Source organism: Kribbella sp. NPDC050820 (assembly GCF_040653975.1).
Taxonomy (GTDB): Bacteria; Actinomycetota; Actinomycetes; order Propionibacteriales; family Kribbellaceae; genus Kribbella.
Window position 1 is genome coordinate 179,004 of sequence record NZ_JBFAHB010000005.1, and the last position, 22,718, is coordinate 201,721.

General features: G+C 64.5%; 25 protein-coding genes and 9 tRNA genes. 31 read left to right on the forward strand and 3 right to left on the reverse strand.

Annotated features, from left to right (window positions below; all coding sequences use genetic code 11):
- Positions 1 to 57: 57 nt before the first annotated feature.
- Positions 58 to 384, reverse strand: a complete 327-nt coding sequence (locus tag AB0H36_RS07435) for a hypothetical protein (RefSeq protein ID WP_360518090.1) — start codon at positions 382 to 384, stop codon at positions 58 to 60.
- Between the two features lie 970 nt (positions 385 to 1,354).
- Positions 1,355 to 1,451, reverse strand: a tRNA-Thr gene (locus AB0H36_RS07440).
- 338 nt (positions 1,452 to 1,789) lie between these two features.
- On the opposite strand from AB0H36_RS07440, the gene AB0H36_RS07445 reads away from it, so the two are divergent.
- The 22 genes from AB0H36_RS07445 to AB0H36_RS07550 all read left to right on the forward strand — a co-directional run bounded on the left by AB0H36_RS07445 (position 1,790) and on the right by AB0H36_RS07550 (position 19,356).
- On the forward strand, positions 1,790 to 2,209 hold the full coding sequence (locus tag AB0H36_RS07445) for an ATP-binding protein (protein WP_360518093.1): 420 nt from the start codon (positions 1,790 to 1,792) through the stop codon (positions 2,207 to 2,209).
- 1,075 nt (positions 2,210 to 3,284) lie between these two features.
- On the forward strand, positions 3,285 to 4,736 hold the full coding sequence (locus AB0H36_RS07450; protein WP_360518096.1) for a SpaA isopeptide-forming pilin-related protein: 1,452 nt from the start codon (positions 3,285 to 3,287) through the stop codon (positions 4,734 to 4,736).
- A 1,179-nt stretch (positions 4,737 to 5,915) separates the two neighbouring features.
- Positions 5,916 to 6,587: a GNAT family N-acetyltransferase gene (locus AB0H36_RS07455; RefSeq protein WP_360518099.1), complete on the forward strand. Its 672-nt coding sequence runs from the start codon at positions 5,916 to 5,918 to the stop codon at positions 6,585 to 6,587.
- Between the two features lie 607 nt (positions 6,588 to 7,194).
- Entirely contained in the window at positions 7,195 to 7,785 is a 591-nt protein-coding gene (locus tag AB0H36_RS07460; protein WP_360518102.1) for a hypothetical protein, read from the forward strand.
- Complete coding sequence (locus AB0H36_RS07465) at positions 7,775 to 8,272, forward strand: hypothetical protein (RefSeq protein WP_360518105.1); 498 nt, start codon at positions 7,775 to 7,777, stop codon at positions 8,270 to 8,272. Before AB0H36_RS07460 ends, AB0H36_RS07465 begins: the two co-directional genes overlap by 11 nt.
- On the forward strand, positions 8,265 to 8,705 hold the full coding sequence (locus AB0H36_RS07470) for a TIR domain-containing protein (protein WP_360518108.1): 441 nt from the start codon (positions 8,265 to 8,267) through the stop codon (positions 8,703 to 8,705). Before AB0H36_RS07465 ends, AB0H36_RS07470 begins: the two co-directional genes overlap by 8 nt.
- A complete protein-coding gene (locus AB0H36_RS07475; protein WP_360518111.1) occupies positions 8,669 to 9,157 on the forward strand; it encodes an HIT family protein in 489 nt (162 codons plus the stop codon). Before AB0H36_RS07470 ends, AB0H36_RS07475 begins: the two co-directional genes overlap by 37 nt.
- 66 nt (positions 9,158 to 9,223) lie before the next feature.
- On the forward strand, positions 9,224 to 10,066 hold the full coding sequence (locus AB0H36_RS07480; RefSeq protein ID WP_360518114.1) for a phosphoribosylaminoimidazolesuccinocarboxamide synthase: 843 nt from the start codon (positions 9,224 to 9,226) through the stop codon (positions 10,064 to 10,066).
- Positions 10,067 to 10,068: 2 nt separating this feature from the next.
- Positions 10,069 to 10,260 (forward strand): hypothetical protein, encoded by a 192-nt coding sequence (locus AB0H36_RS07485; protein WP_360518117.1) that lies wholly within the window; start codon positions 10,069 to 10,071, stop codon positions 10,258 to 10,260.
- A gap of 70 nt (positions 10,261 to 10,330) precedes the next feature.
- Positions 10,331 to 11,095, forward strand: coding sequence for a GntR family transcriptional regulator (locus AB0H36_RS07490; RefSeq protein WP_360518120.1), 765 nt, complete (start codon positions 10,331 to 10,333; stop codon positions 11,093 to 11,095).
- A 133-nt stretch (positions 11,096 to 11,228) separates the two neighbouring features.
- Positions 11,229 to 11,546, forward strand: coding sequence for a hypothetical protein (locus tag AB0H36_RS07495; protein ID WP_360518123.1), 318 nt, complete (start codon positions 11,229 to 11,231; stop codon positions 11,544 to 11,546).
- Between the two features lie 48 nt (positions 11,547 to 11,594).
- Entirely contained in the window at positions 11,595 to 11,942 is a 348-nt protein-coding gene (locus AB0H36_RS07500) for a hypothetical protein (RefSeq protein WP_360518125.1), read from the forward strand.
- 139 nt (positions 11,943 to 12,081) lie between these two features.
- Positions 12,082 to 12,918: a hypothetical protein gene (locus tag AB0H36_RS07505; RefSeq protein WP_360518128.1), complete on the forward strand. Its 837-nt coding sequence runs from the start codon at positions 12,082 to 12,084 to the stop codon at positions 12,916 to 12,918.
- Between the two features lie 16 nt (positions 12,919 to 12,934).
- The gene (locus AB0H36_RS07510; RefSeq protein WP_360518131.1) at positions 12,935 to 13,753 is read left to right on the forward strand and encodes an FtsK/SpoIIIE domain-containing protein; all 819 of its coding nucleotides are present in this window, start codon (positions 12,935 to 12,937) and stop codon (positions 13,751 to 13,753) included.
- Entirely contained in the window at positions 13,750 to 13,956 is a 207-nt protein-coding gene (locus AB0H36_RS07515) for a hypothetical protein (RefSeq protein WP_360518134.1), read from the forward strand. Before AB0H36_RS07510 ends, AB0H36_RS07515 begins: the two co-directional genes overlap by 4 nt.
- Positions 13,953 to 14,273 carry a hypothetical protein gene (locus AB0H36_RS07520; protein WP_360518137.1) on the forward strand — a complete coding sequence of 107 codons (321 nt, stop codon included), beginning with the start codon at positions 13,953 to 13,955 and terminating at the stop codon, positions 14,271 to 14,273. Before AB0H36_RS07515 ends, AB0H36_RS07520 begins: the two co-directional genes overlap by 4 nt.
- The gene (locus AB0H36_RS07525; RefSeq protein WP_360518140.1) at positions 14,270 to 14,530 is read left to right on the forward strand and encodes a hypothetical protein; all 261 of its coding nucleotides are present in this window, start codon (positions 14,270 to 14,272) and stop codon (positions 14,528 to 14,530) included. Before AB0H36_RS07520 ends, AB0H36_RS07525 begins: the two co-directional genes overlap by 4 nt.
- A gap of 38 nt (positions 14,531 to 14,568) precedes the next feature.
- Positions 14,569 to 15,552: a hypothetical protein gene (locus AB0H36_RS07530; RefSeq protein WP_360518143.1), complete on the forward strand. Its 984-nt coding sequence runs from the start codon at positions 14,569 to 14,571 to the stop codon at positions 15,550 to 15,552.
- A 91-nt stretch (positions 15,553 to 15,643) separates the two neighbouring features.
- Positions 15,644 to 15,934, forward strand: a complete 291-nt coding sequence (locus tag AB0H36_RS07535; protein WP_360518146.1) for a hypothetical protein — start codon at positions 15,644 to 15,646, stop codon at positions 15,932 to 15,934.
- A 76-nt stretch (positions 15,935 to 16,010) separates the two neighbouring features.
- The gene (locus tag AB0H36_RS07540; RefSeq protein ID WP_360518149.1) at positions 16,011 to 17,756 is read left to right on the forward strand and encodes a replication initiator; all 1,746 of its coding nucleotides are present in this window, start codon (positions 16,011 to 16,013) and stop codon (positions 17,754 to 17,756) included.
- A gap of 52 nt (positions 17,757 to 17,808) precedes the next feature.
- Positions 17,809 to 17,973, forward strand: a complete 165-nt coding sequence (locus AB0H36_RS07545) for an excisionase family DNA-binding protein (protein ID WP_360518221.1) — start codon at positions 17,809 to 17,811, stop codon at positions 17,971 to 17,973.
- A gap of 36 nt (positions 17,974 to 18,009) precedes the next feature.
- Positions 18,010 to 19,356, forward strand: a complete 1,347-nt coding sequence (locus tag AB0H36_RS07550) for a site-specific integrase (protein WP_360518152.1) — start codon at positions 18,010 to 18,012, stop codon at positions 19,354 to 19,356.
- Positions 19,357 to 19,446: 90 nt separating this feature from the next.
- On the opposite strand, the gene AB0H36_RS07555 is transcribed toward AB0H36_RS07550, so the two are convergent.
- Positions 19,447 to 19,522, reverse strand: a tRNA-Thr gene (locus tag AB0H36_RS07555).
- A 484-nt stretch (positions 19,523 to 20,006) separates the two neighbouring features.
- Here AB0H36_RS07555 and AB0H36_RS07560 point away from each other — a divergent pair.
- From AB0H36_RS07560 to AB0H36_RS07600, 9 genes are all read left to right on the forward strand, one after another.
- A tRNA-OTHER gene (locus tag AB0H36_RS07560) sits at positions 20,007 to 20,075 on the forward strand.
- Positions 20,076 to 20,248: 173 nt separating this feature from the next.
- Positions 20,249 to 20,324 (forward strand) — tRNA-Pro (locus AB0H36_RS07565).
- 92 nt (positions 20,325 to 20,416) lie between these two features.
- Positions 20,417 to 20,490 (forward strand) — tRNA-Arg (locus AB0H36_RS07570).
- 2 nt (positions 20,491 to 20,492) lie between these two features.
- A tRNA-His gene (locus AB0H36_RS07575) sits at positions 20,493 to 20,569 on the forward strand.
- Positions 20,570 to 20,650: 81 nt separating this feature from the next.
- Positions 20,651 to 20,727, forward strand: a tRNA-Leu gene (locus tag AB0H36_RS07580).
- A gap of 69 nt (positions 20,728 to 20,796) precedes the next feature.
- Complete coding sequence (locus tag AB0H36_RS07585; RefSeq protein WP_360518155.1) at positions 20,797 to 21,243, forward strand: HNH endonuclease; 447 nt, start codon at positions 20,797 to 20,799, stop codon at positions 21,241 to 21,243.
- A 33-nt stretch (positions 21,244 to 21,276) separates the two neighbouring features.
- A tRNA-Gln gene (locus AB0H36_RS07590) sits at positions 21,277 to 21,349 on the forward strand.
- A 31-nt stretch (positions 21,350 to 21,380) separates the two neighbouring features.
- A tRNA-Ser gene (locus tag AB0H36_RS07595) sits at positions 21,381 to 21,473 on the forward strand.
- 79 nt (positions 21,474 to 21,552) lie between these two features.
- The gene (locus tag AB0H36_RS07600) at positions 21,553 to 22,695 is read left to right on the forward strand and encodes an RtcB family protein (protein ID WP_360518224.1); all 1,143 of its coding nucleotides are present in this window, start codon (positions 21,553 to 21,555) and stop codon (positions 22,693 to 22,695) included.
- The last annotated feature ends 23 nt before the right edge of the window (positions 22,696 to 22,718 follow it).

Consider the following 22,718-nt stretch of genomic DNA (forward strand, 5'->3'; position numbering starts at 1 on the left):
GGAGATGTGTCGCGGACCTGTTGGCGGATCACAGCCCGCGGAGCTGGTGTCGACCGACTAGTTGGCTCGGATCGCCTCGGTGAGTTCGTCGATGTGGGCGATCACGGCATCGGCTCCAGTGGCGGCGAGGTCGTCGGCCATGTGCTGGACGAGATCGGCCAGGCCGACTCGGTCGGCGTACGCGCGCACCGATGCCCCGGTGTTGTTGCTGACGATCGCGGGCTGTCGACCAGCGCTTCGGTGGTCACCGCTCGCAGGTGTCCTGCCGAGCGTTCCCCAGAGGCTGTCGAACCACTGGCGCGCCCGGTCGACGTACTGCGAACCGGTGGCGCGGTCGTCATCGCTGACGGAGTGGTGGGACTGGGACGGTGTCCTCGGGGGCATCGAAGGCGATCGAGGCGGTAACCGACGAACCCCCAGCCTCAGAGAGTGGTCTCTGACCTGGGGGTTTGGTGGAGCCGCCTGTCGGAATCGAACCGACGACCTTCTCATTACGAGTCCGGTCCGGTGAGCGTCCCCGCGCCGAGGACTCCCGATCCTGAGCGGCGATCATGCTCAGTGGCCGGGGGTCGTTGACGGCTGTTCAGGGACCTTCGGGGATCCTGAGGGTGGGCAGGTGCCCCGGGGTGACCCTGTGGGCCCTGGCTGACCCTTGCTAATCGCAAGCTAATTGCACACAGCCTGGATCGCCGTCGAGAGATTCAAGTTGCTGATCCACCGTCAACCCAGGTATGCCGCCCACCCGCCATGTCCGGTGCAGCCGGTCCCGATGTGAGACGGTGTGCTGCATGCACGAGCCGTCGACGGACCCGAGGTGGTTGAAAGAACCGGGGTTCATGGCGGCGGGCATGGTTCTCGGGATGACTGCCTGCTGGTTGACGGGGATTGTCCTGGTCCTGCACACATTCGTCACGCCTGCCGACACCGCCGTGGTGGAGTTTTATCTGCCGCTCGTGACGCCCGCTGTCGTCGGGACTGGTCTTTGCGCAATACGGCGCGTTCGGCTGTGGGCTGCGAGCTCTGCGGTCGGAGTAACCGTAGGTTGGTACCTAGGTCTCGTACTCGGTTCCCTTGTCGTTGTCTCCTGGAACGTGTAGGCGCGATGACTGCACCGGTCTCCACGCCTGTCCCGTCTCCCTGTCTGGCTGGGCTCAGGCGCTGACCCGAAGGTGGTGCAACGCAGCCTTGGTCACGCAACCGCGTCGACGACGATGGACCTCCATGGACACCTGATCGACCAGAACCTCTGGGATGCCGCCAGAAGGTCGCCGAGCACATCGGGGCCTCGAAGGAGACAGGGGTCCAAATTGCAGAACCCCCAGCCTCAGACAGTGGTCTCTGACCTGGGGTTTGGTGGAGCCGCCTGTCGGAATCGAACCGACGACCTTCTCATTACGAGTAAGAACTTCGTCGTCGCGTCCGCTCTCTACCAGCGCTTCCAGCCACACGGCCGCACCCGGCAAGCGCGAGATTCCCCATGAGCATCCACAATTTCGTGCCACGAATGATGCCACACGTGTCGACCACCCTAGGGCTGCGGCGATCGACCACGTACGTCCGGCCTCAAGTCCGCTGTTAGTGGCTAGCCAGTTTGGAAGTGCGGCCGACCGCCTGCATGGACATGGTCTCGACGCCTGAAACGAATCCCCATAGCAGCCCGCCGGTGACCGCAGATGACCACCGGTCAAGGCACGTAGAGGGCACGACCATGTGTGGCTGCGGGTTGAGCGCACGTCAGCAGTCGGCTTGCCGATCCGTAGGACGCGGAGCGCTCTTGACGTGTGTCGTCGTGGCCGGACAATCGAGCGGCCAGCGGGACGGGGCCAGCCGGCGGTCCGATGTCGAACAGGTCCTCACCGCCGCGATCGGCCGCGCCACCGTCGATGGAGCGGTGGACAAGACCATCGTCAACTCCCGAGCCGAGCTCATCGTGATCGACGACCTCGGCATGGTGCCCGCCGGGCAAGCCGCCGGCGAGGCGTTCTACCGCGTCGTCGACGCCGCCTACGGACGCCGCAGCATCGCCGTCACATCCAACCTGCACCCGTCCGGATTCGACACCATCATGCCCAAGACGCTCGCCACCGCGACCGTCGACCGACTGCTCCGCCACGCCCACGTCGTGCTCACCGAGGGCACCTCACTGCGCCTGTCCGAGGCCACCGCCGGACGAGGAGTAATGCCCCTGAACCAACCCCCACCCAGGTGATCAGTTGTCTGCGGACAGGGAGATCGACTGTCCGCCCACAGGGAAGTCCCGATGTCCGTTGACATCACTGCGCGCAGCGGAGATGTTCCGCAAGGTCAACTGTTGTTAGGCAATTGTGATACGAGACTCACAGGGGTAGCTTTTGAGCACGGGTTCAGGTGCCGTGGATCCCACGCCGCGCGGCGGCGTTCCGGGGGGATGGTCTGTGGGGGAGGGATGCGCGATCCGCGGCGCCACGAAGGAGCCGCGCCGGGCCGGTCCAGGCCCGGTGAGCCGGTTCTCCTGAGGGGGAGACATGTACCCATCGCTTGGCTTCGGCGTGCGCGCTGCAGGCAGTCGACCGCGGCGAACGCTGACGGGCATTGACTGTGACGTCCTGATGTCCAGCCGAGTCGTTGCCGCTCCCGCGCACGTGCATAGGTCGATTCAGTCAGCGCCCTAGTTGCTTGATGTGTATGGGTGACTCGTTCTGTCGTGGGGGATGCAGTGGGGGAGTTCGAACATTTCAGCGAACGGTGGAGTAACCGCTCGCCCGCAGTCCTGCGCGCCGGACCGGGTCCGCCAAGGTCGCCGCCGACGCGCCTGCGGCATAGCCGGCTCGACCGGTTGTGTCTCGCTGTGCACAGGTCGACACGTGTGACAAGACGGTTCGCGGAGCGGCCGCCTCGACTCGGGGGATCGACGAATCGAAGGGGGAAGCATCAGCATGATTCGACAACGTAATAGCGGTGAGCACGCTCACCGTCGGGGGCTACGGCACAGGCGCGGAATCATCGGGCTGGCAGTCGTATCGCTGGCAACACTCGGTCTGGTAGCGACATCGTCGCCGGCGTTTGCGGGTCCCGTCTCGACTGCGGCGGGATTCGAGGGCGACGACGGCAACCTGGCGCCGGCGGCACCAATCAACTTCGATTGGAACAGTTTCGATCCGACTACCTGGCTAGGCACCGCACCGGGCCGAACGGCCGTCAAGACTGTTGCGGGTTGGGCGTTCACCGGCCTGGAGGACGCACAAGCCACAACCAGCGACTCCGCGTTCGCCGGCGGGACGAAGCAGGACGACAACTGTGCAACTGTGGGTGGTGCCAAGGCGCCGAACAAGGACGACCTCAAACGGGTCTACGTGACCAGCAACACCGTGGGTGGCGATGTATTCCTCGGCCTGTCCTGGGTGCGCATCCCACAGAACACCACCTCCCCGTCGGCCCACATCGGCTTCGAGTTCAACCAGGGCAGCACCCCGTGTCCGGCCGGCTCGGACGGCCTTGTGCAACGTACCGCCGGCGACATGCTGATCGTGTACGACTTCGAGGGCGGCACCACCGACATCCCGAGAATCACGCTGCGCCGTTGGGTGACGTCCGGATCCTGCGAGGTCAGCACCAACAGCCCGCCGTGCTGGGGAACGGCCGCCGACCTGACCGCGAGCGGCTTCGCCGAGGCCAAGGTCAACACGACAGGCTCGGTGTTGGATGCCAACACGCCGCCGCCGCCGCCGGCGACGACATCGGTAGATTCGACCCTTGGGACCAACGAGTTCGGTGAGGCGATCATCAACCTGACCGACGCCGGTGTGTTCCAGCCGGGCGTCTGCCTCGGATTCGGCAAGACCTTCGCCGTCAGCCGGTCGTCCGGCAACTCCGCTCAGGCGCAGATGAAGGATCTGGTCGGGCCTGGGGATATCAACATCACCAACTGTGGCTCGGTAATCATCCGCAAGGTGACCGTCCCGAGTCCGGATCCCACCGACACGACCTTCGCCTACACGACGACCGGCGGCCTGGACCCGGCGACCTTCGACCTGAAGAATGGCGAGGCCCAGGATTACGGCAATGAGGTCCAAACGGGGAGCTACAGCGTCACCGAGACGGACCCGGGTCCGAACTTCGTGCTGACCGATATCGACTGCTCGGCTTCGGACGTTTCCCATGGCTCGACCGTCACTGAGAACGAGGGCACCCGGACGGCCAGCTTCAACCTCAATCCGTTGGACACGATCGACTGCACCTACACCAACACGTTGCAGGTCGGGGCTCTACAGATCCTGAAGAACAGCACCAAGGGTGGACCGGTGACCCAGGCAGGTGCCGTGTTCTCGTATGACGGCTCCAGCGTCACGGACAACGGTGCTGGGGACGAGGATCCCACCGTCGGCGAGGTGTGTGTCTCCGGGCTTCTCCAGGGTGACTACCAAGTCACCGAGACATCGGCGCCGCCCGGCTACGGCCTCCCCACGGACCCCGGCCCCGAGACCGTCACCGTGGTCGCAGGGACCAACTGCACCGACAGCCCGCCAACGGGGTCTGCAGTGGTGACGTTCACCGATCCGCCGCTCGCGGACATCCAGGTGAACTTCCGCGACGGTGGCTCTGGGGAGACCAGCGCGACGTCGATCGTCTGCACCAACACGGGGACGACTGCGGACACGACGCCGGCAACCGGTTGGGACGACTCGGTGACCCACGAGGGCATCCGGATCGACCCGTCGCCGCGTACCGTCGTCTGCACGATCGTGATCGACCCGTGATCGACCGTTGATCGGCGGTTAGGCCAGTCGGCCGCAACCAACGAAACAGCAACAGCACAGAGCCCAAGGCCCACGCCTTGGGCTCTGTGTATGCACTCACGGAGAACCGTGCGTCGACTGTCTGCTGGTCGGCACGTACGCCGTCACCGAGACGGTGCCGGCGAACCACGCGGCCGATGGCGACACCACGAGTAACGTGAAGGTGAACAACAAGGCCGACTGCGACGACTCGCCGTACGTAGGTGAGACGGTTGCCCTCGGCAGCACGCCGCAGGTCGCGGTCCCCTGTCTTGGTGGAGCCGTGCAAAGGAATCAGATCCGGCCCCTGTCGGGCACGGGGGTTCGTCTTCCGGGCTGTCCGGCCAGCCGCCCTCCGTTGCGACGGTTTGGTCGCGCCGGTGCCGCCTGCGGTATCCGGCGGCCGAGCTGGTCGTCGGCATGGTCCCGCAGCCCGGCCGGCACCCGTCACCAGTCCTCGCGAGTGCAGCAGAGAAGGCGGCGATCGCCTGCGTAGCGGGCACGTCTGCCGACGTCCGAATCGGTTCGCCACCGTTCTCGTCAGCCTCCGTGCGAGCATTGCAACCGGGACGCCGGGCACGCGTACTACAACCCTCTTCTGGTCCGGGCCGGGCGGGACGGTCTTGCGTAGGTACCTGACGGTGTTCCTCACCGGATCTATCCCCGCGTAGACACGCACCCTGATGGACCCCCGACGGCAGCGGTTCATCGCGGCCGGGCTGGCGCTTCTTGCCATTACCCTTCGCCATGCCGCGGACATGGTCAGCAGCTTCGCGCCACGAACCACGCCACGCGGCTTGGAACGAAGAACCCCCGGGCGAGGAAACTGGCCTCTGACCTGGGAGTTTGGTGGAGCCGCCTGTCGGAATCGAACCGACGACCTTCTCATTACGAGTGCTGATGACCATCGTTCGCGTCTGTTCGCAGTGGTTCGCAATGCCTTATTTACAAGGCGATCGACCTTCCGCGAACGATCACGAACGGCGGCGTACTGCAACTGGTAATGCAACCGGCTCGTGGGCGGTCCGCTGGCCTTGCCGACTCCTCTCCTCCCGCAGTTCGCTGTGGCTCAGGCCAGGGTCTGGAGCGGTGGCCTCGCCGGACCTGTTCTCAAGCTTGGCGCGTCTCGCGAACGCTCGCATGCCAAGACGGGTCGGGGTAATGTCCGGGTTCGACATGTGGAGGGTCAATCCGGAACGAACGGAGCCGATAGACGTGCGCGCAGCGGATGCCGACATCCCGGTGGTGTCGCTGTCGGATGGCGTCGTCACCCTACGGCCGTGGTCGAGAGATGACGCCGGGTTCATGGTGGAAGCATTCGCCGATCCAGCGATTCGACGCTACAACGGGGCTCACGATCGACTCGGACGGCCGGCTCCGCCGCTTTCGATCGTGGGCGCTGAAGCGATCATCGACGAGTTCGCGTCGAGGTGGCGGGCGTTCGGCGCGGCGGAGCCACCATCTGGTGTTGCATTCGCGATCACGGACGCAGCCTCTGGTGGCCTGGTCGGCTGCTGCGGCGTCGATGATTGGTCGAAGGCAGATGTAGCGCAGTTCGGCTACTGGATCGGGCCTAGCGCGCGAGGGCGAGGGTACGCGACTCGCGCGGTGGTTCTGCTCACGCGCTGGTTGTTCGAGCTTGGCGCAGCTCGCGCCTTCCTGACCGTCGAGGCGGATAATGCAGCATCAGCTGCCGTGGCCCACCGAGCGGGGTTCGTGCACGAGGGAACGATGCGCGCACACAGCGTGTGGCAGGGCAAGCGCATCGATGTGATGTGGTTCGCGGCGCTGCCGCTCGAATGGACAATGCGCGAGCCGGTCGAACCAGCCTGATGCGGACGCGATCGACCCTACGTCTCTGAGGACGCTTGACACGTACGCGTCAAGCGCACGGGCAGACCTCCCGCGTCGCCCCGATAGCTGCCGACCTTAGGTGCGGTGCGGTGCGGGTCAAGGTCGAGCTTGCGAGTGGAGCGGAGCGACTTGCCTTGACGCGTGCCGTGCCGTGCCGTCCCTTCCATGATTGCTAGCGGGGCGATGCGGGAACCCACGGACAGGCGGGCGGCTTGGGCAACCGGCGCGAGGCGGTAGCCGGCCTTTCCGGCGAGTGGTGCACCGACAGGGTGTCGAGCGTTGATGGCGAGGTCTGCTGTCTTCGACCCGGCACCCTGTTGGCACGTGCGCGCCAAGCCAAGGGACGCGCCCAGAGCGCAGCGAAGCGGAGTGGCGGGCAGGCGGCCCGCCCTGTGGTGGCGGCGCGCTTTCGGGCCCTGAAGGGGCCCGTCTTGAAGACGTAGAGAAACTTGTCAGACGGTGATCACCGGCGGCACCCGGCACGCATGAAGCGTTTCGTCCGCCGCGGTAGAGCGGCATGCGCTAGCATCTGAGGTCTGAGTCATCGGGGGGAACTGATGGCTGAAAATTTGCAGGGGGATTGCTGGTGACGTTTTACACGGAAGCGCAGGTCAGGGCCGAAGGCCGCAGAGCTGGTTCCTTGGTCCACGGCGGAGTTCAGGAAGCTCTTCGAAAATCCGCCAGGTTCGATCAGTATGACATTTTTCTTAGTCATAGCTTTCGCGATGCAGAAGTCATTCTCGGCGTCAAGAAGATTCTTGAGAAAACCGGACGGTCTGTGTACGTCGACTGGATCGACGACGCACAGTTGGATCGCAGCGCGGTGACGCCTGAGACCGCGAATCTTCTCCGAACCAGAATGAACCAGTCGTTGTCGCTGGTCTATGCGCACTCAGAGTCATCGACAACCTCCAAGTGGATGCCGTGGGAACTCGGCTACTTCGATGGGCACCGCAGCGGTCAAGCGATTGCAATCATGCCGCTGGTCAGTTCAGCTTCCGCGAGGCCTAGTGGTCAAGAATACCTTGGCCTATACCCACGCATCGAAGAGTTGCAGAGCGACGGTCGCCAGGTCCCATATGTGGTCCGTCGACCTGCCGGCATCCTGGAGTGGAAATCCCTCGCAGACTTGGGAAGAGCCACGTCATCGTTTCGGCGGATCGTAAATGGACGATAGCTCGGTCATCCGCCGCCTCGCTCGGGCACTGCGCGAGTCAGATAAGAACGGCCCCCCTCCTGAAGAAGACTTCAGTGAGGCACGCGTCAAGCATCTTGAGTTCATCCAGGGCAGCATCATCCGAATGTCCAAGAATTCGTTCCTCTTCAAAGGATGGGCTGTCTCACTCGCGAGCGGTCTCGCGGCATTTGCAGCCGTCGGTGACAGGCGCGCGCTATTGGTGTTCGCGGTAATGTCCACGATGCTGTTCTGGGCGATGGATGGATATTATCTCTGGCTTGAGCGCGGCTTTGTCGCCCTGCATAACAAGGTTGCCGAAGCGCCAGCTTCGCAACCCGTTGATTACGTGATGTCCGTAGACAAGACGAAGGCGTTCCGAAAGTGGCTTCGAACGATGCTGCGGTGGCATCTAGTCCTATTCTACGGGGCGATAATAGCGATTGACCTGATCGCGGTCATCTATTTCCGAAAGGTAGCTAATGGCTAGGCGCACATTCTTTAGCTTCAAGTACGACGACGTTTCTCGTGCAATGGTGGTCAGGAACAGCTGGATCACGCAAGATCGGTCGGCGCGGGGGTTTATCGACGCCGCCGAATTCGAGAAGTTGAAGAGGAACGGCGACGCCGCAATTAGGCGCTGGATTGACGAGCAGATGGATGGCACCTCAGTTACCGTCGTATTGGTCGGTGCGCACACAAACCAGAGTCGCTGGGTCAAGTACGAAATTGAACGCAGTGAGTACCTTGGTCATGGATTACTCGGAATCGATATCTCGAAGATTAAGGACCTTAATGGTCTGACGACCGATTGTTGCGGCAGCATGCCAGCAGGATATGACTTCTATCGGTGGAACAACGACGGCGGTTACGCTAATATGGCGGCGTGGATCGAGAAGGCGGCGGCAACAGCAGGCCGGTGACCGCCGAGTCGGATGGGCTAGATGATTGCGCTTTTTGCCGCATCGCACAGGGCCAGGAAAGCCCGTCCCAGATCATCGCAGAGGGTGAGGATTGGCTCGCATTCTTTCCCCTGCACCCGGCGACGATCGGCCACACGCTGGTCATTCCGAGAGTTCACGTTAGCGATCTCTGGCAGGCCTCGCCAGAACTGGCTGCTGGCCTGGCGGGGCACTGCGTGACAGTTGGGCGCGCGATCGAGTCAGCTCTATCGCCGGATGGCATGAATCTCATTACCTCCAAAGGTGCCGCCGCAGAGCAGAGTGTCTTTCATCTGCATCTACACCTAGTGCCGAGATGGTCAGACGATCGGTTCGGCACGATCTGGCCGGACTCTTCTGCCGATGACGGCGTGGACCTGTCAAAGGTCGCCGTGAGCATCAGGAATGCATGGCGAACTGAGGCGTCGCGGTAGTCGTGTCGCGCCTCATCGCAGCTGGCCGTATCTAGTTGGCTCTGCGCAGTGTGCTAGAACAGTGCCGTGGAGCTGCTGCATCGGGGCAAGGTTCGGGATGTGTACAGCGATCGCCCGGGGGAGGTGATCCTGGTTGCGACTGATCGGGTGTCGGTCTATGACGTGGTGTTGCCGACGCCGATCCCTGACAAGGGGAAGTTGCTGACGAGTCTGTCGCTGTGGTGGTTCGAGCAGCTCGCTGACGTGATGCCTAACCACGTCATCTCCGCAACCGATGTGCCGGCCGAATTCGAGGGCCGCGCTGTGCGTTGCCAGCAGGTCGACATCGTTCAGGTTGAGTGCATTGCCCGCGGCTACTTGGCTGGCCTCGGATGGGACGCCTATCGGGAATCCGGGAAGATCTCCGGAGTCGAGATCAAGCCTGGGCTGCTCGAAGGCGACAAGCTCCCGGAACCGGTGTTCACGCCGACAACCAAGACGGCTCCTGAGGATGGGCACGATGAGCCGATGACCTTCGATGAGGTCTCGGACGCTGTTGGGTCGGAGCTCGCAGGAACGCTGAAGGCAAAGACGCTAGAGCTCTTCAAGCGCGCTACGGCGATCACCGATGGTCGCGGGGTACATCTTGCGGACACGAAATTCGAGTTTGGGCTCGCGAAGGACGGCACACTGGTCCTGGCGGACGAGGTTCTGACGTCGGATTCCTCGAGGTACTGGCGGGACGAGGACTGGAAGCCGGGACAGCGACAGATCTCCTACGACAAGCAGTTCGTGCGCGACTGGGCTCGTGACCTGGGCACGTGGGACAAGACTCCTCCAGGTCCTGAGATCCCCCAGGCGGTCGTTGACGAGACCCGGGCTCGCTACGTTGCCATGTACGAGCGCATCACTGGTCTGAAGTGGGACTGACTATGGCTACCTGGGACGAGATCCAAGAGGCACGGCTGGCTGACGTGCTGGAGCTGCAGAAGGTGCACAAGCGCCTGCTGGCGGCCAATGAGCGGGGCATCGAGCCAGACCCTCATGACACCGAGATCGCTCGTTCTGTCGCTGCAACCGGCTACGGCGGCATTGACCGGGTCAACGCGCGGGACGATTACTAGACCGCAGCCGTCGCGTTCGCTTATGCTAGCGGTGTTCTAGAACACCGATTGGAGAGCTTGAGGTCTAGCGATGCCCCCGAAGTTGGAGCGCCCTGCTCCGCCGTATCAGCAGATCGCCACCGAGATTCGTACCCGAATCTCCAGCGGTGAGTTGCAGGCTGGCGATTTGGTGCCGTCTGTGCGGTCGCTGATGCGTGACTACGGTGTCGCTATCGCTACTGCACAGCGCGCACTATCCACCCTGCGCGCCGAGGGATACATCAAGCCTGAGCGTGGCGTGGGAAGCATCGTGACGACCGAGGAGGAGCGCGGTCGAGCTGCCAACGACCGCGTCGACAACTCCCGGCGTACCGGCAAGATCTATCCCACCGGCAGCTATGCGAAGATCACCGAAGCCGTCATGACCGAGGCGTCAGACCAGGTGGCCGACGCTCTGGGCCTTAAGCCTGGTGCCCCTGTGATCCGCCGAGTCCGGACGACCTACCGGTCAGACGACAAGCCGGCCTCCGCTTCCACGTCGTACTACCGCGGATACCTAGCCGAGAAGGCGCCGCTGCTTCTGAGTGGCGAGCGGATCAAAGAAGGCACATTCGCGTACATCGCGAATATCCTCAAGCGTGAGGTCGACGCGTGGCAAGACCAGTTCGAGCCGGCAACTGCGACCGCTGAGCAGGCGGACAGGCTCGGCCTAGATGAAGGTGCTCTCATCATGGTCGGACGGAACTGGATCTACGACGACACCGGCGAGGTGTTGGAGTACGGCGAGAGCATCACCTTCGGGCGCGTGACTTATCGGGGCCGACTCGGCGACTCCCCCACCCGCGTCTCGCGTTGACACTTAAGCGTCAACAACCAGTTATCAATTGATCGCTCTTGGTGCTTGCCTGCTCGACCAAGGTGTTCTAGTATTCGAACTAGAACACTCGCTCAACGGGAGCGGGTCGGACGCCTAGAAGGGGCGATTCCTCATGAAGCTGCAGATCGACACCACGGGCAAGACGTTCACGGTCACCAAGGGTGTGGAGGAGAAGAAGGACCAGAACGGCCGGCAGAAGGCTGATCGGAACACCAACGAGCTGCTCTGGTCGGTTCAGGTGATGGCGCTCGACGAGACGGGCGGCGAGGTGATCAACGTGACTCTGGCGGGCAATGCCATGCCGAAGGTCAACGTCGGCTCCGTCGTCGTGCCGGTCGAGCTGGAGGCCATGCCGTGGGCCACCAACGGGCGGAACGGTGTCGCGTACAAGGCCAAGAGCCTCAACGCCGCGTCGGGTTCTGCGAAGTAGTTCTCCACTCGTCCCGTGATTCGTGTACTGCTCAGCTAGGGGGTAGTCATGTCGCAACCGATGGAAGATCGAACCGTCACAGCGAATCAAGCACGGTCCGAGTACGTGGCCAAGTGCAACGAAATCATCGAGATCGAACTGGTGATCGCCTTCTTCGACAAGGCCATCGCCGACAGCCTGAACAGGGCTGAACCTGTCGTTGCGATCAGCAACGATGTCACCGCCGTGTACGCCTCGGAGGCGTTCTGGCAACTGCTGGACCTGTACCGCGAGGCCACCGATCGTCGCCTCGATCTGTACGCCGCACGCGACTACGCATACGCCGTGTGGAAGTCGGCTTCGAGCGAAGCCACCGCAGCTGACGCCTACGTGTCAACACCGCTCAACAACCACTAGAACAACCGCTGGAAACCAAGAACGGCCCTCGAAAGGGCCGCTCCCTGGAAACGAGACGCCAAGTCGGGCCTTCGGCCTAGGAAACCTGTCCCGGCTTGGTGTCTTTCCTGACTCAACCCCCTGATCGGGAGGTCTTGTCATGCCCAAATCTACCCGCACGCGCTCGACACGTCGAGCAGGCCGCGGACGCACCGCCACCGGAACCATCGAAACGATCACCCGGCCGTCACAGTCGACGCCGGTCAAGTTCCTGCTCGCGGTCTGGCGCTGGCGCTGGGAACTGTTCGTCCTGGCCAGCATCGCCTACATCACCATCGCCCACGGCGAGGCGATCACCGGCTACTTCCAGTCGAACCCGCTGTGGCTCGACGCCCTGCTGATCATCGTCCTGTGCGGCTGGATCGTCACCGACAACCCGCTACGCCGGTTCGTCCTGAACCGGATCTGGTGTGTCATCACCCGGCACCGGCTCCGCGCCTGTCTGGTCGAGATGCGGACCCTGAACTACTCAGGGAACCTGCCGTTCATCTTCGGATGCCTGTCCACAAAGACCGGCCAGATCGTCTGGCTGTGGATGCGTCCCGGCCTGTCGATGGAAGACCTCGACAACAAAGCCGAAACCATCGCGTCGGCCTGCTGGGCACGCTCAGCAGTCATCGCGCGCTCCAAGCGCAACGCCGCCGTCGTGCGCATCGAGATCAACCGCCGCGACCCGCTGTCCAAGACACACATCACGTCACCACTGCTCAACGACACCAGCGACATGCCCGAAGCGGCAGTCGCCGACGACGCTGTCATGGCCTTCCTCGCGCCGGACAACGCCCCTGACGAGTCCACCCCGCAACCGCCGGCCAAGTCCGGCACCGCTGGTGAGACCCGCACCAAGACATCGAAAACCAAGCTCACCGCCGCTGTCGGCGACAACCAGACGGTGATCTTGGGCGCCAACGGAGAAGACGTGTCCGACTATGTCTAGCTTCAAACCGAAATCGGTGTTCCCCCGGCGCACGCCGGGGGTCACCCCCGCACCGAAAGGTGCGCTGTCCATCTACGACCCGGTCTACCTGGGTCTCGACACACGCGGCAAACGCGTCCGCGTGACCTTGATGTACCGCAACATCCTCATCGGCGGCGAACCCGGCGCGGGCAAGTCCGTTGCCCAAGGCAATATGGTCGCCCACGCCGCGCTCTGCGCCGATGTCGATCTCATCCTGATCGACGGCAAGATCGTCGAACTGCTGCCCTACGCACCGGTCGCGAAAGAGTTCGTTGGCAACGACATGGCCAAGGCGCTCCGCGTCCTGCGCGAACTCCAGAAGGACCTGGATGGGCGCTATCTGCACCTGGCCCGCACTGGCCGGAAGAAGATCGTTGCTGGCGACGGGTTCCGCGCCAAGCTCCTCTGCATTGATGAGTTGGCGTACTTCACCGTCACCGTTGGCACCAAGGAACAGCAGGAAGAGTTCCGGACCCTGGTGCGGGACATCGTCGCTCGTGGCCGGGCCGCGGGCATCATCACGGTCGCCTCGACGCAGCGCCCGAGCGCTGACATCGTGCCGACCTCGCTGCGGGACTTGTTCGGGTACCGGCTCGCGTTCCGCTGCGCCACCGACTCCAGCTCGGACATCATCCTCGGCACCGGCTGGGCCTCCCAAGGTCACACGGCCGTGGACATTGAACCCGAAGCCCTCGGCGTCGGACTGCTCCGTGCCGAAGGCGGATTCCCGCGCCGTCTCAAGACGGCGTTCCTCAACGACCACAACGTCAACCAGATCGTCCGCCGCGCCGTTCACCTCCGGAGGGCCGCATGATCACCATCAAACCCGTTCCCGCCGACGCCTTCACCAGCGTCCGCGACGCCAACGGAAACCTCGGCTGGCTCCACGACTGCGGAGCCTTCGCCTACTCACCCAACCAACCCCACCGCTGCGGTGTGTGCTGGTCCGCACTCCGCAACGGTCAAGGCCACAACGGCAACTGGCAGCAGGCCTACGTGGCCAAGGAGGCGTCATGACCACCTACTACGACGCATCCGGCGACGAACGCGAAGACCGCATCATCGTCGGCTACGACTTCACCGACGACTCAGTGGCCGGCATCAACCTCGCCTGCAATGGCCAGACACCTCGGGTCGTGATCGACCTCGGCAACGCACCGATCGAGATCGAGCTCGTCACCGGCTCCGTCACCGCGATCAGCCACCTGATCGACGCACTGTACGAAGCCCGCGCGCTCCTCGAAGACCACCAGGTCACCCACGCCACCCACACCGACACCTGGACCCAAGATCAGGTCTACATCCCCAATGAATGGACGGAGGACCAGCCATGAGCCTCTACGAAACGAACGACGGACGCTTCCCGGAGGAGTCCGCCGTCTGGACGCCGTACCCCCTGACCGACGACCCATTCCCGCCGTACGACGAGTGGCCCTGGCTACGGGGAACCGTCCTTGGTCAATGCGGACCCGACGAATGGCACATCGTCATCGACGCACCCGAACTCGTCGAGCACGGCGACGGCTACATATGGTCACCCGCCTGCTTCCGCAACTCCACCGAGCTACGCCGGATAGGAGGCATCCAGTGAGTACCAACAGCCAAGGCCTCACCGAAGCGCCGGCCACCTTGGCACCGGTCGCCGCGAAGCCCGCGACCACCACCAAGCTCACCGGCCTAACCAACCACAACACCACCGCGCTGTCCGGCATAACCGGCTGGACGGTGACCAAGACCACCGCCGTCTACAACGGCACACCCACCGCCGCACATACGTCGGTCCAGACCCACATGGACCAAGTTCGGGCCACCGAAGGCGGACGCGCCCACGGCTACACCTCACTGATTGCCGTACGCAACAAGCTGAAGGAACTCAGCACCGGGGGCAGTCATCCCGCGGTCTCGGTCACGATCAAGCGGGCCAAGAAGGCCACGGTTCCCAAGACCCGGACCGGCTCGCCCACCGCTCGACTGACACGTAAGCGTCAAGACCAGTACACCACCGCGGAACTCGTCCTAGCCCTCGAAACCTCCTGGGCAGCGATCCGCGCCAACCATAAAGAAGTCCCCGCCGTTGTCATCATCGTCGGTTCCGGCACTGCCACCAAGCATGCCAAGTACGGGCACTTCGCACCCGTGCGGTGGCAACACGGCGAGCAGCGCCTGGCCGAAGTCCTCATCTCTGGCGAAGGACTCAAACGACCCGTCGAGGAAGTCTTCACCACCCTGCTGCACGAAGCAGCACACGCCCTCGCTGATGTCCGCGACATCAAGGACACCAGCCGCCAGGGCCGGTGGCACAACCAGAAGTTCGCCGAACTCGCCTCCGAGCTCGGTCTCGACGCCACCAAAGATCCGCGCATCGGCTGGTCGCCCTGCACCCTCCGCAAGGAAACAGCGACCACCTACAAGAGCGTTCTCACCGACCTGAAGAAGGCGCTCATCGCCTACCGCCACCCCGAAATGACCGGGGGTCAGGCCAAGAAGACCAACAACAACGCGGTGGCCTGCGCATGCCAGTGCCCCCGCCGCATCCGCGTCGCCAAAGCAGTCCTCGCAGAAGGCGAGATCACCTGCGGCGTCTGCGACTCCACCTTCGAACCCGACGAGTAACACCGGTTCGAGGCTGGCTCCCGTCCCCGGCGAGAAATCACCGGGGTCGAGGGCGAACTCCGAACACCCAACCCACGAAGGGACACCAGCAATGACCGACACCGACACCACTGTCGACATCAACGCCTACGCCAACATCACCGCTCACCTCGAAGTTGCCGACAGCACCTTCCTGTGCGACTGGGTCGCCGCCGAGCACCTCGGCGGACACGACTGGTGCCCCACCGTCCTTGAACCCGGTGACGACTATGCCCTCATCGTCCTGATCAACCCCGCCACTGACCCCGACCCGTACCGCGTTGTCGGTCGCTACTGCCTCGGCTGCGGCTACCACCTGTTCGGCACCCCAGCACTCGAACCCGCCCCATCCGTCGTCGCTTGACACCTACGCGTCAACGGACCACCGAGCCGAGATCTCTCGGCCCAACCACCCCGGATACATCGAAAGGAGGCCACTCATGCCCCACACCGACATCCCTGCTGCAGTGGACGCCGTGAGCGGCCTCCAAGACCCGCTCATTGTGATCCAAACGCAGCGCCCCACCCTCGATCCTGGGAAGCGCTACAACCCCGCCTCGGGGCTCGAAGAAGCCGTTGCTCGCGCCGCCACCACCGCCGACTACACCGCCTGGCTCGACCACACCCAATCGGCCGGCGGCTGCGTCCGCCCGATCCAACTCCGCGGTGAGTCTCACGTCGTGTCCGAACGCACCGGGCGGATCATCTCCACCCGGCAGACCAACGACATGCCCGACGGCGTCATCTACAAGGCCTGCGGGAACCGCCGCGCCGCCGTCTGCCCCGCCTGTGCGGAGGTCTACCGGGGTGACACCTACCAACTCGTCCTGGCCGGTCTCCAGGGCGGCAAAGGCATCCCGGCCTCAGTCGCCGAGCACCCGTGCGCCTTCGTCACCTTCACCGCCCCGTCGTTCGGTCCGGTCCACTCCGCTCGTAAGCACCGCGGCCGCGACGGCCAACTCCGGAATCAGACCTGCCGCCCACGCCGCAAACCTGAACTCTGTCCGCACGGCATCGACCTGCGCTGCCACCAGACACACCACGACGGCGAGAAGATCCTCGGCACTCCGCTGTGCCTGGACTGCTACGACCACGATCACCAGGTCGTCTGGAACGCCCTCTCGGGCGAGCTGTGGCGACGCACCATGGAACGCGCCAAGGACATCTTGCGCTCCTGGGGCCGCCGACACGGGATCACCGTCAAGCTGTCGTACGGCAAGGTCGCCGAAATGCAGGCACGCGGAGTCGCCCACTTTCACGCCCTCGTCCGCCTCGACGGCACCACTGCAATCACCGGCCGCGAGACTCACCGTCACCGGATCTCGGACAAGACCGGACGACACCTGGCCTGCATGCCCAAGCGACATCCTGAGGCCTGCCCGCACGGCGTCGTCATCGAGTGCCGCATCAAGCACGCTCCGGACGATCCGGCTGTCGGCCAACCACTGTGCCCGCGGTGCACGGAGGAACGCCTAATTGGCCTGCACGGCCCCATGGTGCCGCATCTGTCAGCCGACCATGCGCTGGTGCATCACGCCGTACGGACAGCCGTCGAGCGGACCCGCTTCCGGTCGCTGCCGCACCCCGACAACCCCGCTGGCTGGCTGATCGAGTGGGGGACCCAACTCGACGTACGTCCCGTCCGACAAGCCGTTGACGGACAGATCACCGAGACTGCAGTCGCGGGATACCTTGCGAAGTACGCCACCAAGGGCGCCGAAGCCACCGGCCACTCATCGGCCCGCCTCACCAACGCGACCGTCAACCGCTACGCCAACCAGCACAGCCACGCCGGCCGATTGGTTGACGCCTGCTGGCGACTCGGACGACCCGGCTCAGACCTCGACCTCGAGGAAGCCGCGAAGAACTCGGGACGACTGTCGTACCGGCGACTCCAGCGCTGGGCACACATGCTCGGCTTCGGCGGGCACTTCTCCACCAAGTCGCGGCAGTACTCGACCACCCTCAAGGCGCTACGTGAAGCGCGGGCGAACTGGCGACGGGACCACCACCGGACCCAAGACCACACCGACGACACCGAAACGACCCTCGTCGTCGGCAACTTCACCTACGCCGCCACCGGCTGGCGGACCATCGGTGACGCGTTGCTCGCCAACACCGCCGCAGCCAAAGCCCGCGAACACCGACGCCTCGTCAAGGAGCTGCTTGCTGAGGACAACGACTGACACGTAAGCGTCAACGAGAGGAGGTGACCAGGTGCCCGAAATGCGGATCTTGATGACGGTCGAGGAAGCTGCGAAGGCGTTGAGCGTTGGACGTACACAGATGTTCAAGCTCATTGCGGATGGATCAGTTCCTTCTGTGCTGATTGGACGTTCGCGCCGCGTATCTGTGGACGCGATCCGCGAGTACGCCAGGAAGTTGGAGGACTCGGCAGCGTGATGTCGTCAGCTCTCAATTTGAAAGGGATGTAGCCCAGTGAGTACACGGAAGCCGAACCTGCGGAGTTCGATCTACGAAAGCAAGACTGACGGGAAGTGGCACGGCTGGGTGACGATGGGCGTCAAGTCGGACGGATCACCAGATCGCCGACACCGCACTGGCGCGACTGAAACCGAGGTCACGCGGAAGGTACGGAAGCTGGAGCAGGAACGCGACGCGGGCAAGACCAGCAAGCCAGGCCGGAAGCCAACTGTCGCTGAGTGGATGATCACCTACCTTGAGACGATCTGTCCGCGACTGGTTGCCACCGGCAAGATGACAGCAGGCACTCTCGACGACTACCTGTCACTCAATCGGGTGTGGGTCACTCCGTACCTCGGCAAGCACCGTCTCGATCGCCTGTACCCCGATCACCTGGACGAGTTGTACACCAGCATGGCGTTGGCCGGCCGCAAGGAGTCGACAGTGCTCAAGGTCCATCGCGTCCTGAGCCGCGCATTGGAGGTCGCGCACAGGCGCGACAAGGTGGGACGGAACGTCGCCAAGCTCATCGACGCGCCTAGCGCCGGGGACGGCGAGATCAAGCCGCTGACGCAGGCCGAAGCCCGAAGCATTCTTGCCGCAGCGGCCAAACGCCGGAACGGCACCCGGTGGGCGATCGGTCTTGCCATGGGACTCCGACAGGGTGAGGCAATCGGCCTACGTTGGGAGTACGTCGACCTTGACGCGGGACAGGTGCGCGTCTGGTGGCAGTTGAAGCGCGACAAGTGGCAGCACGGCTGCGTTGATCCCGTCGCCTGCGGCGCGAACAAGCACCGTCGCCCGTGCCCGAAGGACTGTCCGAAGGCCGCACGAACCTCTGGTCGCCGCCACCGATGCATCGCCAAGGATGCCCAGCGGCTCTGCCCGGACGGATGCAAGCGTCACGCCAGCACGTGCCCGCAGCGGCGTGCTGGTGGATTGGTGTTCCGGCCACCGAAGGGCAAGAGCAAGCGCACGGTTCCGCTGCCTCCCGAACTGGTGCCCCTGCTGCGGTTACACCGAGTCGCTCAGAACGCTGAGCGACTCGCGGCGGGTTCCGCGTGGAAGGACCATGACCTGGTGTTCTGTCAGCCGGATGGACGACCGATCGACCCGCGCAAGGACTGGGACGACTGGAAGGACCTTCTCGCAGAGGCCGGCGTCCGGGATGCCCGCGTGCATGACGGACGGCACACAGCCGCCACGGTGCTGATCGAGCTGGGTGTGCACGTCCGGATCGTCCAGGAGATCCTCGGTCACTCGGACATCCGACTGACGCAGCGATACACACACGTTGCGTCACCGATGGCAGCCGACGCTGCCCAGCAAATCGGCCGCGCACTCTGGGGCGGTACGCCGTGAAAATGGGCGAACTGCAACTCGAACTGCAACCGGGCGGGGTGCCCGGTTCCACGTCGAACGGTGTTTGCGCAGGTCAGCGCGTACTTCTGGTGGAGCCGCCTGTCGGAATCGAACCGACGACCTTCTCATTACGAGTGAGACGCTCTGCCGACTGAGCTAAGGCGGCGGGTGCCGAGGCAAGAGTGTAGCGGGAGGGTGGGGGAGATTCCGAATCGGATAGGGCTGGAGGGGCGCGGTGGTCGGAGGGTCACGGGTTGTAGTGGGCGGCGCGGGGTGGAACCACGGCGGGTGAGGGGCGCGTCGGAGGGGTGGGAAATGGGGCGGGAAGAAATGGGATGGGAAATGCGTTGACTTTGTTGGTGGGTTTGGGTGAGACTAATGGCCGCAAGGGACTACGAGACTTCGAGGAGATCGCTGTGACCGGGAAGTGGAACGCGATGCAGGCGTGGCGGGGAGCCATTGCCTTGCCGGCGTGCCCGCAACCGGTGCGCGATAGCCGATCCGTCTGTGAAGACGCCTTTTATCACCAGCTTGGCAGCGAGCTGATCCCGAGTACGGGCGGCCCACCTGTGTGATCTCCAGCGGGAGATCGTCCCAGGGAGCCGTCTGAGCCGGGTGTCCGGCGTCAGGCGGCTCTTTTCTTTTACCTCGTCGGTGAGCAATGGTTGCCGGCCGGATTCCAAACCCGCGCCGCGAGGGTTCGACTCCTTCCACCGATGCTTTTGTGCGGTATTCACGAATACCGACCCGAACAATTGACAACTGGACATTCATCGCATTTTCCGCCGGGCGGCCGAAGCCCGGTGGACCTTCCCTGCGGCGCCGCCCGTGCGCCGGGGAGGACGCCCGGGCGTGTCCCGGGCACCGTCCCCGGGGCAACCCGGGGGCGTCACCAGCTGTGGGCCAGTGGCTAGGCCGCCTCATTTGGGTTGAGGACGACGGGGGTTCGAGTCCCTCCAGCTGGACCAGGCGCCCGCAGGATGCTCAGCTACCGGCCGAGCGGGCGCCACGAACGTGCCCTGCGCCGGAAATCCGCACCACATCCGGCGCAGGGCACCGGACGCCCGTGGCTCAACGGGAGAGAGCACCGGTCTACGAAGCCGGGGAGTGCAGGTTCGAGTCCTGCCGGGCGTGCTGTGTCCGAAGCAGAAGCGGTCGATGCGCCGGGACGTGACCCCGGAGGAAGCGGGTTCGAGCCCCGCCGGACACCCCAGTACGACGACCAACCACACGACCAAGCCACACGACCAACCACACGGCCGGCCGAAAGCAGACCCGCCGTACCGACAGACCTGCGGCCCTCGCCCAACTGGTAGAGGCGCCTGGCTCAGACCCAGGAGGTTCGGGGTTCGAATCCCCGGGGCCGTACCACACGACCACACCGAGATCAGCCGACCTGGCGACGCGCTGTCGGGCACACTGGAAGGGAGGAGGGACCACATGAGCGGTGTGATCGTTCTCAACGCCTCGTACGAGCAACTGCACGTCGTGTCGATTCCGCACGCCATCCGGATGCTCGTCCGGGAGGTCGCCGTCGTCGAGGAAGCGCACGACGGCGCCAGCATCGGACCGTTCCCGCTCCCCCGCGTGCTGCGGCTGGTGCGGTACGTCGTGACCAAGTGGCGCTACGCCTCCGGACGCCTGCAGTACACGCGGGCCGGCGTGCTCAAGCGCGACAAGCACACCTGTGCGTACTGCGGTCAGCCCGGCGCGACCACGATGGACCACGTGGTGCCGCGATCACGCGGTGGACGTGGCGAGTGGCTGAACGCCGTCGCCGCGCACGCGTCCTGCAACGAGAAGAAGGGCTCACGCACGCCCGAGGAGGCCGGCATGCCACTGCTGTGGCAACCGTGGATCCCCTCGCGTGCGGAGATAGCGCTCTGACGCGGCACCACCAGGTGTCGCGCCGGAGGGCGATGCCAGGTGGGCGACGGTGACCCACCCTCGGTTCTGACCCGAGGTCCCGCAGGTTCGAGCCCTGCCCTGGCAGCGGTACGCCGATCACCCGGCGCACATGACCTGGTGAGATAAGCCGAGTGTCAGGCCTAGCGGCAGCCGTCTCGAAAACGGCAGGTCCTTCAACGGACGTCTGGGTTCGAATCCCAGTCTCACCGCATGCTGACGATTGAGGAGAGTGGGGAGATGGACGTGGAGTTTCCGGTTGAGCTCAGTGGGGCGAAGAGCTCCACGCTCATGTGGGCGCAGGAGCATGAGGTCGGCGCGCAGGCGCTGCAGCAGCTGCGGAACATTGCGGCGCTGCCGTGGGTGCACGGCGTTCGGGTGATGCCGGACGTACACCTCGGCAAGGGTGCGACGGTCGGCTCGGTGATCGCGATGTACCAGGCCGTGTCGCCGGCCGCGGTCGGGGTCGACATCGGGTGCGGGATGGAAGGTGTGCTCACCTCACTGACGGCCGCGGACCTGCCGGACGACCTGTCGGCGATTCGATCCCGCATCGAGGCCGCCGTACCGGTCGGGTTCCGGGCGCACGAGGACCCGGTGAGTGTGCGCAAGCTCGGGCTGGACCGGGGCTGGGACCGGTTCTGGGGTTCGTTCTCGAGCCTGCACGACGGGGTGCAGGACCGGGAGAAGAAGGCGCACCAGCAGATGGGGTCGCTGGGTGGTGGCAACCACTTCATCGAGGTCTGCCTCGACGACGAGGACCGGGTCTGGCTGATGCTGCACTCCGGCAGCCGGAACATCGGCAAGGAGCTCGCCGAGCGGCACATGCGGATCGCCCGCACCCTGCCGCACAACGCTGACCTGCCGGACCGTGACCTGGCGGTGTTCCTGTCCGGCACGCCGGAGATGGACGCCTACCGCCGGGACCTGACCTGGGCGCAGGAGTACGCGTCCCGGAACCGCGCGGTCATGCTGGCGCTGGTGATGCAGGCGGTCCGGGACTCGTTCCCGTACGACGTCCGGTTCGAGCAGCCGATCTCGTGCCACCACAACTACGTGGCCGAGGAGCACCTCGACGGACTCGACCTGCTGGTCACCCGCAAGGGCGCGATCCGGGCGGGTCGCGGCGACCTCGGGCTGATCCCGGGGTCGATGGGGACCGGGTCGTACGTCGTTCGCGGCCTCGGCTCGGAGCGGTCGTTCTACTCGGCCTCGCACGGGGCAGGCCGGCGGATGAGCCGCAACGAGGCGAAGCGCCGGTACACGGTCGACGACCTGATCGCCCAGACCACGGGCGTGGAGTCCCGCAAGGACGCCGGCGTGATCGACGAGATCCCGGCGGCGTACAAGGACATCGAGTCGGTCATCGCGGCTCAGTCCGACCTGGTCGAGGTCGTCGCCCACCTCAAGCAGGTCATCTGCGTGAAGGGCTGATTGGGGTCCTGCCGTGGTCAGGG

Excerpts from the sequence above, each read along its gene's own strand:
- AB0H36_RS07435 (WP_360518090.1), bottom strand. The coding sequence starts at position 384 with ATGCCCCCGAGGACACCGTCCCAGTCCCACCACTCCGTCAGCGATGAC.
- AB0H36_RS07455 (WP_360518099.1), top strand. The coding sequence starts at position 5,916 with ATGTCCGGGTTCGACATGTGGAGGGTCAATCCGGAACGAACGGAGCCG.
- AB0H36_RS07465 (WP_360518105.1), top strand. The coding sequence starts at position 7,775 with ATGGACGATAGCTCGGTCATCCGCCGCCTCGCTCGGGCACTGCGCGAG.
- AB0H36_RS07470 (WP_360518108.1), top strand. The coding sequence starts at position 8,265 with ATGGCTAGGCGCACATTCTTTAGCTTCAAGTACGACGACGTTTCTCGT.
- AB0H36_RS07485 (WP_360518117.1), top strand. The coding sequence starts at position 10,069 with ATGGCTACCTGGGACGAGATCCAAGAGGCACGGCTGGCTGACGTGCTG.
- AB0H36_RS07490 (WP_360518120.1), top strand. The coding sequence starts at position 10,331 with ATGCCCCCGAAGTTGGAGCGCCCTGCTCCGCCGTATCAGCAGATCGCC.
- AB0H36_RS07495 (WP_360518123.1), top strand. The coding sequence starts at position 11,229 with ATGAAGCTGCAGATCGACACCACGGGCAAGACGTTCACGGTCACCAAG.
- AB0H36_RS07500 (WP_360518125.1), top strand. The coding sequence starts at position 11,595 with ATGTCGCAACCGATGGAAGATCGAACCGTCACAGCGAATCAAGCACGG.
- AB0H36_RS07505 (WP_360518128.1), top strand. The coding sequence starts at position 12,082 with ATGCCCAAATCTACCCGCACGCGCTCGACACGTCGAGCAGGCCGCGGA.
- AB0H36_RS07515 (WP_360518134.1), top strand. The coding sequence starts at position 13,750 with ATGATCACCATCAAACCCGTTCCCGCCGACGCCTTCACCAGCGTCCGC.
- AB0H36_RS07520 (WP_360518137.1), top strand. The coding sequence starts at position 13,953 with ATGACCACCTACTACGACGCATCCGGCGACGAACGCGAAGACCGCATC.
- AB0H36_RS07525 (WP_360518140.1), top strand. The coding sequence starts at position 14,270 with ATGAGCCTCTACGAAACGAACGACGGACGCTTCCCGGAGGAGTCCGCC.
- AB0H36_RS07535 (WP_360518146.1), top strand. The coding sequence starts at position 15,644 with ATGACCGACACCGACACCACTGTCGACATCAACGCCTACGCCAACATC.
- AB0H36_RS07540 (WP_360518149.1), top strand. The coding sequence starts at position 16,011 with ATGCCCCACACCGACATCCCTGCTGCAGTGGACGCCGTGAGCGGCCTC.
- AB0H36_RS07545 (WP_360518221.1), top strand. The coding sequence starts at position 17,809 with ATGACGGTCGAGGAAGCTGCGAAGGCGTTGAGCGTTGGACGTACACAG.
- AB0H36_RS07585 (WP_360518155.1), top strand. The coding sequence starts at position 20,797 with ATGAGCGGTGTGATCGTTCTCAACGCCTCGTACGAGCAACTGCACGTC.
- AB0H36_RS07600 (WP_360518224.1), top strand. The coding sequence starts at position 21,553 with ATGTGGGCGCAGGAGCATGAGGTCGGCGCGCAGGCGCTGCAGCAGCTG.